Raw genomic sequence first — 10,551 nt, forward strand, 5'->3', positions numbered from 1 at the left:
AATGGCGACCCCTGCAGGATTCGAACCTGCGACCGTCGGCTTAGAAGACACAAGCCGAAGCCCCAGATTGCGCGGTTTTGTGGGGTGCTTTGGGTAAACTGACGCCATTGAAAACAAAAGAGAATTTGAGGCCATTGTAAACTGGAATCTGTCCTCTCAATAGCCGGTCAGTCTCTGGATTTCGTCCACAACCAGTTCACCTGCGGACGGCTATTTCGGGTGCTCACGTTGTGGATGATGTGACGCATGAATGTCTGGTGGCAATCCCCGCCACATCAATCTCGGGACGTCGCATTGTCCGAGAACTGACAGCGCTCATCGAACGACGCGGCAGGCCCTGCATGATTGTTTCCGAGAACGGCACGAAATTCACCTCGAATGCGATCCTCGTCTGGACGAAGGACCACAAGGTCGAGTGGCTCTATATCGCGCCGGGAAAGCTTATGCAGAATGGCTATGTTGAGTCCTTCAATGGCCGGACGGGAAACGAATTGCTCAACGAAAGTCTGTTCTTCAGCCTCGATCACGCTCGCAGCGCCATTGCCGAATGGGTCGACGACTATAACAATTTCCGGCCACACTCGTCGCTCGGACACCAAACCCCAGCAGTCTATGCCGGGACCATCGCCGCAACCGGATGAAAGTTCAGTGGCAGGTCATATCAGGCCCACCACACGAAGGCCTGACGAAGAGATACGCAGGAAAAGAAGCGATTCAAGCCAACAGGTTCGACCTGCATAAAAATCCAAACATCAAAAAATAGCGCTGAAACGGGTATGCAAAACTCCGACAAAAAGACAATCTTTGATTGACCTCAAGTGTCATTTGTTCAAATAATTTAGAATATGAGATCACTCGCAAAAGGAGGGAAAAATCGACATGATAAACGAGATCACAACTTACCTACAAGAACACAAGAGTTCAGTTACATTGAAACCAATGCCACACTCGATTATATACTTAATTACCTCCAACAAAATGATAAAATACAGTATTTCTATTTCATTTTTAGATAAATTCACTATTTTTAACACAATTTTATTTAAGGGATATACATTAGAGAAAAATATTCAAAAAGCCGAAGATTACCTAACAATGCAAAATCTAAATAATATAGACATACAAATAGACGATGATGGCGACATGACCATTTACAGCGACATAGTTATTAAAAGTTTTTCTGATTTCATCAGATATGACAAACTATATGAAAAATGCATAGAGAATATTACTGATGCAGATTCTGGATTTTTTCCAGTAAATTGGAATTAGTGCAAATATATTAGTTCCAGCCTTTTCTGTCATTTGCCTCTTCATCTGGATCATTTGAAAGAGTATCGGAGTTCATTACATATATGAGCAGCGGAATAGGCAGAGAATAAATGAAGAACTTAATGCTATACAATACGCTGACGACGAAAGCCCAAGAGGGCCTCGTGGGAACAATCCGTGTCCCCGAGTCTCCAAGGTTAATCGACATAGCCGTATAAGAGTTAAAGGAAGCGTTTGACGTAAAAGACACAATATCAACCTTGTCAAGGAACTCAGCCACTAAACCAAGGGTGTGCTGACAAACTACCACAAACAAAAGTGTAGAGAGCACGCCATACGATATTTTATTAAATCTCTTCCGTTGAAAATAAGAATACTTTCGGATACTCACAACGCCAGAATAAAAAAATATAGAAAAATACTGAATCAAACAAAGATATACAAAAAAAGAAATCAATAAAACCGCCAGAAAAGAATTATAATATATAATATCTTTATTATAAATCGAGCTAGAAAAAAGAGAAATCAATAAAAATGGAAAATATAAATACCATTTTATCAAAATATATTTAACAAAAATAGACGATAAATTAGAAAAAAAATATAATACAATTTTACTCATACAAATATCCCTTTCTGAATCCAGATATTGCGTAATACAATGAAGCGTAAGCTTCAAATGTCAAGAAGTCATCTCCTTTAAAGTTTATATATTTACCCTTCAAGTCAGACACAGTGCTGTCGAAAATCGATATATCACTCATAATATAATAGTCAGACCTTCTCTCCGACTGGCGATACAACAACGACGCAATCAGACTCCTGTGACGTGCAGTTCCATATTCATCTTCCTCTTTATCTAGCGAGAAAATGACCTCAACCAGCTCACTTGCCGTCAGATCAGGGAAAAAATACACAAAGAAAAACTGAGGCTTCCCCGCACGCATCATCTCTCTAGCAAATCCAACAAGTTTGATTTTGAAACGCAGCCGCTCACTACAATTTCGAGATAACCCAGCCTCCAGCTGGCTCTCTCGTTCCATTCCGGCAACTACTCGCTCCAGTGACAGGCTTTCATTACCTTCCGATCGGTCTCCGGCTCCAAACTTTGGTGTAATAAAATCTTGCCAGGTAAGAACACCTGATGCCGCGCAGTGCCAGCCTGCCTGCATAACAGCAAGCGTTCTATTGTCATCACGCTTGCCTCTCCAACGCAACAGAGGAACACCGTCCTTATCTACAATCATGGAAGCAACTCCGATTGTATTAGACAGCACACTCTTCTCAAATGAACTGAATCCGTCTTCGAATCTATCCTTAATACGGAGGCTGTCACCGATACCTCCAATCTTCTCATCACATAATATGTTACTTCCTAGTTGATCAATATAGTTTGACCGCATCAATTCTACTGAAGTTTCATTCAATCCTACAATTGATACCGTTTGATTTATTTCGTTTGCCAACATAGATTCGCCATACCTATGCTTTACAATACTTTCAAGATCTTTATTTTCGGAGCGCCAAATTAATTCATCATCTGAAACTGAATTTAACCTTAATTTCACCTCACCTTCTTGGGCTTTCCTAATGTGCTCAATCACATTACAAGAAATGTGAGATTGTTCCTTGGAACTCCAATATTTTTCTTTCAAAACAACATCTAGCTTCAAAAAATCTGATAATTCCGCCCCGAAAATCGCATCTGCATACCACAGATAGTCTGCCAACTCTCGATAGTAACGAGGGTAAGTTTTCTGGAAAAAACGCTGGTAATTTTTAAAAGATGACGCTTCTTTATGCGAAAATGCCATGACAAAACTCCGTGCTATTAGCACATCGTACTCGCCTTGAGCGTGTATGCAATATCTGCGAATTGAGAAACTTTCAATTTGTGAATTCAGCCGCCACAGTTTCCGGATCGACAGCAACTGCTTGTAGTCAGTGACGTAGGTCAGTGCTCCGATGCCCAGGGCCGAGCCACTTCACATCGAATTTACGACACGCTTCTGAATCAGGCTGTCAAACGGTCAGCATATCGCTCCAACAAGATACGAAGAACCTGCGCGCTCGCATAGGCGGCGTATTCCTGATATCCATCCTCTTTGTCCTGGTCCGCAAAATCACATACCCCCTTAAGCGCTATGTATGCCGGTTGGGGGTGCGAAGCGCTGTATGCTGCAGCGTAGAGCCCATAAATCTCCATCTCAATTCCAATAAGTTCTTGGTGTTGATTTCGCACGTCAGCTATTGTCACTCCGTCTGCGAGGACCGCAGAACCAGAAGCAAGGGGGCCAAGCAAGACCCTGCTTACGGCAGGCTTTGTTCCTTGAAAGCCCGTCCATATGGCTTCGAGCGCCGCTCTGTCTGCGCGCAATTGTTGTATATGCGACCGCACTTTCGTAGGTGCAGGAATATGGTGAGGCCTTTGTAGAAAGCGTCCAGGCTCGCCATCCCACTTACCGCTTTGAAAGTCCCACGCCGGGTCAGCGAAGAGGACGTCTCCCAAATTCACTCTTCCTCGAACTCCAGCGCAGATTCCTGTCATAGCAACAATTTTTGGCTGCAGATGCTCGATGAGCGTGTTGGTGGTAAGTGCTGTCGCCACCATGCCCATTCTCTGCGAGGATGTCGCGACCACAGAATAGATCCGATCATCGACCTCAAGCGATCCATCGTGAACGAAAATCGTGTCGGTCAAAGGACGAGGAAGTTTCCAGTTCCAAGGTAGTTTTAGCACTTCCGAAAGCTCTGGATTCTCTAGAGCGCATACGATAGCAATGTCGGCACTAGCGGAAGCGCTCGTTTGATCTGAAGATTTTCTTTTGACGAAAACTACGCAATTCAGTGCTCGCCGCATCCAGTCATCAGTTGATCGAGAATAGTCTAGGACGGTCCAACACCAATCCTCAAATTGTGTCAGCGCAGAAGCCGCGGCGCTTCTGTCAGCAGTGACGCCAAGTATATGTGGAACCTTAGACGTGATTTCACCTTCTCTAATTTCAAAAAGAAGGTCTATTGCATTCTGAGAATTGACTTCATCTTCTGGATTTAAAGGGACCATAATATCGAGGATAAGCAGATCGTATTCATTTCGTTTAAATCGATCACGGGCATCAGCACAAGAAGAGACAATATCGATAAAACCGCGGTCTATCTCAAGATTCTGCAATTCATTGATGAATCGGTCATACCGTCTAGGTTGGTCGTCAACAATTAAAATACGCATGTCTAGCAATCCAATAGGCCGAGTTTGTTAAGAGTGGCAGTTAGAGTGATTTTCCATTCGTCATACGTAGAGTTGTAGTGAAGAACTGAACTCAAAGTCCCTTCGAATTCATGCACCCACTCTTGTCTCAACTGATCGAGGTCAACGGTCGTGCCGCCTTCTCGAGCGAAGCCTTCATATCCGGTTAAAATGACAACCGGACAGGAGATTCCCGCCATCTGCATAAACCTCAAAATCTCTGCTCCGCCAAACCCTTGAGGTCGTCCACCATTCTCGCGATCACCAGCATCAAAAGTTGGCAGCGACATATCTAGTAGCATCAGGTCAGGCTCTGCGCTTTCTAATGCGTCTAAAGCCGAATTAACTGATCTTGCTGTGACAATCTCAACGCTACATCGCAAGTCCCGTAGTAGGCGCTCGATATGTTCTCGCTTGGGGGCTTCGTCTTCCACCAATAGGATTTTCGACCGTTCACTCATCAGGACGCTCTCTGGATTGCAGCACGACTGCATAGGTCACCTCAAGTCGAAACCGACCGTCCGATTTAAATCCGAATTCGATCTTTCCCCGATCTGACTGGGCGACAATCGCGGCTAGCTTCGCGAACCCACTACCATCGTCATTTCGGGTGTGGCGTGAATATGCTCCAGTTGCGATCAATTGCTTTATTTCATTAGCTCGTTTTTCCTTTTCGACCCTAGCGCTAGCCTTACAATCGCTAACTATTTCAATAGAAAGAGTATTCAATGTGTCATTCCATCTCGCGGCTATATCGATTCGCGGTGACTTAAGCCCGGAGTGCTTTTTCGCATTTCCTAATCCGACGAAAAGGACATCGTGAACAAAAACGAGATTTGTCGCGTCGAGAGATAGTTCCCCTTCGGTCGACTTGGAGATGCGAGGCGTATAGCTTCTCTGGGTTGGAAGAGTTGCTTCAAGGCTAACCTCCAAGATTTGTTCCAGTGTGAAAAGATGCTGGCTCGCCAAAGCTCCGGTATGGACAAACCACTGGGAAGCTTCGTCTAATTTGCCCTGAACCTCAGCTGAACGCTTGCCGACTTCTGAGTCAAATTCGAGGAATGCTGGGTCAGCTTCTGCAACTTCACGGACCGCTGAGCGGAGTTTGTCGAACTCGTTAACAAGCGCGCCCTTAACAGTAAGTGAGATAAGATCTCTTACACCATGAAGTGACGGCTCAAGCGAAATCCAAAATACATTTATAAGGAAACGAAAAAAGGTATTTATGTCGAGCTCTAGGGTTAACCAAACGCGGGCGACCGAGTAAAACGCATCACTGTAAGGGATGAATAACATTCCCAGTGGATGCTCAGCTGTTCTGACGTGAAAGTATTTTTCTTTCGCTTCTAGCAAAACATCATCGAAACTTGCGGAGAAGTTGCGCAGTGCCTCTTCAATGATCAAACGCTCCGGCGCAGAAAGTGTTTTGAATTTATCGACCCATATACGATTTGGATGATACGCACTTGTCTCTGTTTCTCGAGTGGTAATCAGTTCACTGGCTTCTAGCGGACCTCGTATCAATCCAATGAACGAATGATGCCTCACGTTCTTTGCGAGGTAAAAATCAAGCCCAAAGGTTGCATTAGTCAAAAACTCGTCGCCAGCCCGACGGACTACACTCATTAGGACGGCATCTGCCTCGTTGTCCGGAGAAAATGAGCGGCGGGCAGTCGCAGTGTCGTCCAGCTCGCGAAGAACATCTGCAAATGTTTGTGGAGAATCGACATTGACGGGCTCAAGGTCGCGATATCGCTCGAAATCTTCTTGCAGTTCTCTGGATGCCCATCGTACGAATGCAACGTCTTCAACGTGGATTCTAGTCCTGTCCACGATCCAGCGTCCTTCATCCAACGCGAGATTATGCGAGATGAGGACTGCTTCACTCGTAAATTCGTGAGCGAGATCGGCTTGCAGTTCGCTCAAAGCCAGATAAATATTTCTGCGTTCTTCGAGAACCTCACGGGAGCTTGCGAAAAGGCGGGTTACATCCAGAATTTCTGGTACGCAGACGTGACGTAAAAAGTAGATCAGCTCCTTTAGTCCTATTTCTACGTTATTGTCATAGAGCGCGCTCGGTCGCGTTACTCCAAGCTTTCTCAGCGCTAAGCCCGTGGCGAACCGCAGCTGTGATGCGGTTTGGCTACTATCGGTTCGCGTCCATAAAAGATGCAACGCAATCGGAGCAGCTAAGGGTGAGACAACCGCTTTATAGTCTTCCCAGACACAATCAGAGAGGCTCGCAATGACGGGAAACATATTGAAATATGATGCGTTGCTCGCACCTTCCGACGCAATCAATGCTATCTTTTGGGGGCGGTCCCCAAATGTATGCAAAGAGTGAAGTAGATTCATTTTCCAAATCGCGCGCAGCGATCTTGGGGGTTCTGCGGAACTCAATAATCGACATGCTTCTTCAGAGTTCGCACGTGAAAGGTGAAAAGTCGCCTTGGCGAAAGTGGATATTGGTGTCTTTTCGCTCTCTGGGGCATCGCCCGACAGAGCGAGAGTCCATGCGTTTGCAGTCGGTGTCGCTGGAAAGGCGACGTGAACGTTCAATGTAGACCCTACGGTGTCCTCTATCCCATATTCTTTGCTGTGGAGACCAATTAGCCAAGGGCGCCACACGCTATCGGGATTTTCTCGTCGCGCTTGGGATAGGAATTCGCCGACCCCAGCCGCAACTGATAACCCATGAAAATTGAGGCAAAGCTTTGCGGCCTGGGCCGCAAAGTCTCCGTCTTCACCTTGGGAAGCCATCGCTGCAGCGATCCATCTATCTAGCAAGCGAGGGCTCAGGGGACCTCTCGGTGATCGATTTGACGAAGCTCTTACAAACCCTGAGTATATTATGTGCCATGGATCGCACGACGAATTACCGCAATAAAGCTTTAATGCTTCTTTAGTGTGGCCAGAAAAAAGTGCATCCGAAAGCTGGGTCTGTCTAAATGGAAGTTCCGGAGGCTTTTCCGGATCTAAAACCAGTCGAATTTTTTCCAGTCTATAATCGGGCAAGTCACAGACATCTAGACACTCTAGAACCACATTGTGTAGCGGTGAAGTTTCCCCTCTGACGACATTTTGCAGGACGGCGATGAACGTCTCATAAATATCGATGATACCATGGCTCTGCTCTATGCGCAGAATATCGCTGAGTTGCGAAGTAGATTTAGGAAATTCTTGCTTTAATCGATAGCGCATGTAGTTTCGAGTAGCGTCATCGTAGTAGGAATGATTGGAAATTCGGCGCTCTATGTCCTCCATAAATTTATTAATTGTTGTGCGGTCCTCATTGCGAACGCTTGTATGATAAGTGGTGAAACCAAGTAGACCATTCTTGTAAACGGATCGCACCTGTGCAGAATACCTTTTTTGCTGCTCCAGACCGCCGACCTGCTGCTCAAGCGCCAACCGCAATTGAACCGACCACAAAGTTGCTCCATAAGCTTCAAATAGCGCCTCCAACGCAGTGAGTGCGTCGATATATTTTCCTTCCATAACCGCACGACTTACAAAGTCTTTCACGGCCAGAAATTTGCTTACTTTATCGCGTTCGCTGCGAATTCGCGCAGCAATCCAACGTAGTTCATTTTGAAACTCGATGACGGGCGTTCGTGGAAAAATCCCTGTTAGGTTATCGTATCGCGTTGGTATTTGAGCGAGCTCCGGTAGCTGGGTACTCAGCATTTCTTGGGACCAGTTCAAGAAGTCAGAGTACTGGCTCGGCGCCAGCTCTGAGCGCACCTCTAAGTAAAGTTCGTTTAGTGCCGTTCGGAAGCGACGGCTTGGCGGAACACTGCGTTTTTCGACAAATCGCCTAGACTTGAAATCGGCGACGATTCCGCGAAACCGATGCTGTTGTTGTATAAATATCTGCCCAAAATCTGCATCTGTATTCAGTTGCACTGTTCACTTCCCACAAGAATCAATGGCTTCCGGTAGAAAAACACCTGAACGTGCATTGAAGCAAGCAGAGATCGAGAAGGAGCGCAGCAACCGATAAGGCGAAGCGCCTTTCGATGCTCGCTGAGAATGGTCGATGGACCGTATATGCTTGAGACCACTAGCGTTTTCAGGAACGGGAAGATACTACGGCGTGGTCAGGCTAGCCGCCGGTCCGTTTTTTTGTCGCCTATAATACCGGGGTGAATAGCCGGCACGGGGGACGCAAAGCTGCCACCCTCCCCCCACTCACCCTCCCTTCAACGCCCGCAACATCTGCATAAGCCCGTCTGACAACCACACACCGAATCCGGTTCCGGCCATGGCGGCGCCGAGGATGTAGCCGCGGCCGATCTGTTTGATCTTCTGATACTCGGCGACGAACTCCTCGGTCTCGCCCAGGCGCTCGGATAACGCCCGGTTCTGCTCCAGCAAGCGCTCGTTCTGGTGTTCGACCGTATTGAGCCGGTGGTGGATATCCGAATGGCTGGCGCTGTTTTCATCCACCTTTTGGATCAGGGCATCGAGCTTGCCCTGCACTTCGCCCAGCTGCCGCGCCAGATCGACCGTCATGTTGATGCCCCGCTATTTCAGGATTGCCCGCAGCCCGGCAACGCCGGAGCCGATATAGAAGACCCACTGGATCATATTGCCGGCCCACTGATCGAGCGGGGCCGGGAAAGCGGCGATCGTCCAGGTCTGCGCATAGACGCAGTCGGGACACCACAGCATGTTGTAGAGGCAGATTGCCGCCCACCAGATGGCAAGCGGCACCAGGAAGAGCGCGGCGAAGATCCAGAACCACGGGACCGCGAGTTTTTTCGCATTGAGATCGGCAAGCGTTCGGGTCTCTTCGATGACCTGTTTCAGATATTCGGCCGTCAGATCGGCTTCGATCTTCTTCTGGTCGGTCGCAGCAGCGGCGCGGCTTTCCAGCAACGCCACCGCCTTGTCGAGGATCCCGCCAGCGCCGATCTTCACCAGAAACGAGAGGAGTGCTGCAATCATATCGCCACCTCATGGCCGGTGACGGTGTTGATGCGGCGGGCGAGGATGTCGCGGTATTTCCAGGCAAACCAGAGGATGGCCGCAGCGGCAACACCGGCGGCAATCCAGCCCCATGGCAGGCCTGCCGTCCAGGCGGCGGCACTGGCAGCGGCGGCAGAGGCCCCGGACTTGGCGGCTGCATCTTTCAAGGCTTTTGCATCACGGCGCAGCTGGGCGAGTGTTGCCGGGCCGATAATGCCGTCATTGACGAGATGCGGGTGTGCCATCTGATAGGCGAGCACGGCAGCCTTGGTCTTCTGCCCGAACCAGCCATCAATGGCACCCGGATCAAAGCCCCGAGCCGTCAGAAGCTCCTGCGCTTCCTTGACCACCGGGTCGCCGGTCACGGCGGGCTTTGCCGTTGCCTGACGGGGCACGCCTTCCGGCGCCGGTGCCACCGTGTCGACACCGGTGTAAATGCCCTTTTCGAACAGCAGCGCCTCTTCTTTCCGGCGCCGCACCAGACCGGGGAGCTTCCTGCCGCCAGCGGTGTTGTAGTGGCTGCCGAGATAGTCAGCGGCTTCTTTCAGCTTGCCCGCCCGCCAGAGCTTGCCGAACTGCCATTTGGAGACGACACGGCCGCCGAGGTTATAAGCGGCCGAGGTCGCGGCATCCATCTGGGCTTGGGTGCGGCTGTCGGGCGAATTGGCGACGACTTCCCTGCCATAGCCGTTGTTCAGAACGACCTGCAGGATCCGGTCGCCGTCTTCCGTTGCAATCTTTGTCTTGCCGGGAACAAGCCTGGTGATCCCGATCTTTTCAAGCTCGGCCTTGCAATAAGGCGATGCCATGGTGAAGCCCGGCCCGATGGTCGGCACGCCGACGGGATCGAGATAGGCGGTTGTCGGGCAGCCTTCATGCAGGCGCACAAAGGCAGCACCCCGGCTGGAAACCGTGGTCACAGTCATTTTGATGGTCCTCAAGGAAGTGTAAAATGGTCAGGAAAAGACTTGCATGGTCTGTTCGTGTTCCGTTGCCGGATTGGTCACGTTTACATGCGCCAGATCAGAGATAAGAACGCATGTTCTCGCCTCAGGCGAAGC

Annotated in this window: 8 protein-coding genes and 1 pseudogene; 2 read left to right on the forward strand and 7 right to left on the reverse strand. The window is 48.8% G+C overall.

Annotation, left to right across the window (positions count from 1 at the left end; translation table 11 throughout):
* Window positions 1-171 precede the first annotated feature (171 nt).
* Together FJU08_RS22170 and FJU08_RS22175 are read left to right on the forward strand one after the other, a co-directional pair.
* Window positions 172-638: pseudogene (locus tag FJU08_RS22170) on the forward strand (integrase core domain-containing protein); the annotation flags it as partial.
* Between the two features lie 241 nt (window positions 639-879).
* On the forward strand, window positions 880-1,272 hold the full coding sequence (locus FJU08_RS22175; RefSeq protein ID WP_141151221.1) for a hypothetical protein: 393 nt from the start codon (window positions 880-882) through the stop codon (window positions 1,270-1,272).
* A gap of 614 nt (window positions 1,273-1,886) precedes the next feature.
* Here FJU08_RS22175 and FJU08_RS22180 read toward each other — a convergent pair.
* The 7 genes from FJU08_RS22180 to FJU08_RS22210 all read right to left on the reverse strand — a co-directional run bounded on the left by FJU08_RS22180 (window position 1,887) and on the right by FJU08_RS22210 (window position 10,416).
* A complete protein-coding gene (locus tag FJU08_RS22180; RefSeq protein ID WP_141151222.1) occupies window positions 1,887-3,086 on the reverse strand; it encodes a hypothetical protein in 1,200 nt (399 codons plus the stop codon).
* Between the two features lie 200 nt (window positions 3,087-3,286).
* Window positions 3,287-4,501, reverse strand: coding sequence for a phosphorylase family protein (locus FJU08_RS22185; RefSeq protein ID WP_141151223.1), 1,215 nt, complete (start codon window positions 4,499-4,501; stop codon window positions 3,287-3,289).
* 2 nt (window positions 4,502-4,503) lie between these two features.
* Entirely contained in the window at window positions 4,504-4,980 is a 477-nt protein-coding gene (locus tag FJU08_RS22190; protein WP_141151224.1) for a response regulator, read from the reverse strand.
* Window positions 4,973-8,425, reverse strand: a complete 3,453-nt coding sequence (locus FJU08_RS22195) for a hypothetical protein (RefSeq protein ID WP_141151225.1) — start codon at window positions 8,423-8,425, stop codon at window positions 4,973-4,975. The genes FJU08_RS22190 and FJU08_RS22195 overlap by 8 nt, the downstream gene beginning before the upstream one ends.
* Before the next feature lie 285 nt (window positions 8,426-8,710).
* A complete protein-coding gene (locus FJU08_RS22200; RefSeq protein ID WP_141151226.1) occupies window positions 8,711-9,034 on the reverse strand; it encodes an aminoacyltransferase in 324 nt (107 codons plus the stop codon).
* A 12-nt stretch (window positions 9,035-9,046) separates the two neighbouring features.
* On the reverse strand, window positions 9,047-9,469 hold the full coding sequence (locus tag FJU08_RS22205; protein WP_235890950.1) for a hypothetical protein: 423 nt from the start codon (window positions 9,467-9,469) through the stop codon (window positions 9,047-9,049).
* Window positions 9,466-10,416, reverse strand: coding sequence for a glycoside hydrolase family protein (locus FJU08_RS22210; RefSeq protein WP_141151227.1), 951 nt, complete (start codon window positions 10,414-10,416; stop codon window positions 9,466-9,468). The genes FJU08_RS22205 and FJU08_RS22210 overlap by 4 nt, the downstream gene beginning before the upstream one ends.
* Window positions 10,417-10,551: the final 135 nt, after the last annotated feature.

The organism is Martelella alba, from assembly GCF_006516955.1.
GTDB classification, from domain to species: Bacteria; Pseudomonadota; Alphaproteobacteria; order Rhizobiales; family Rhizobiaceae; genus Martelella; species Martelella alba.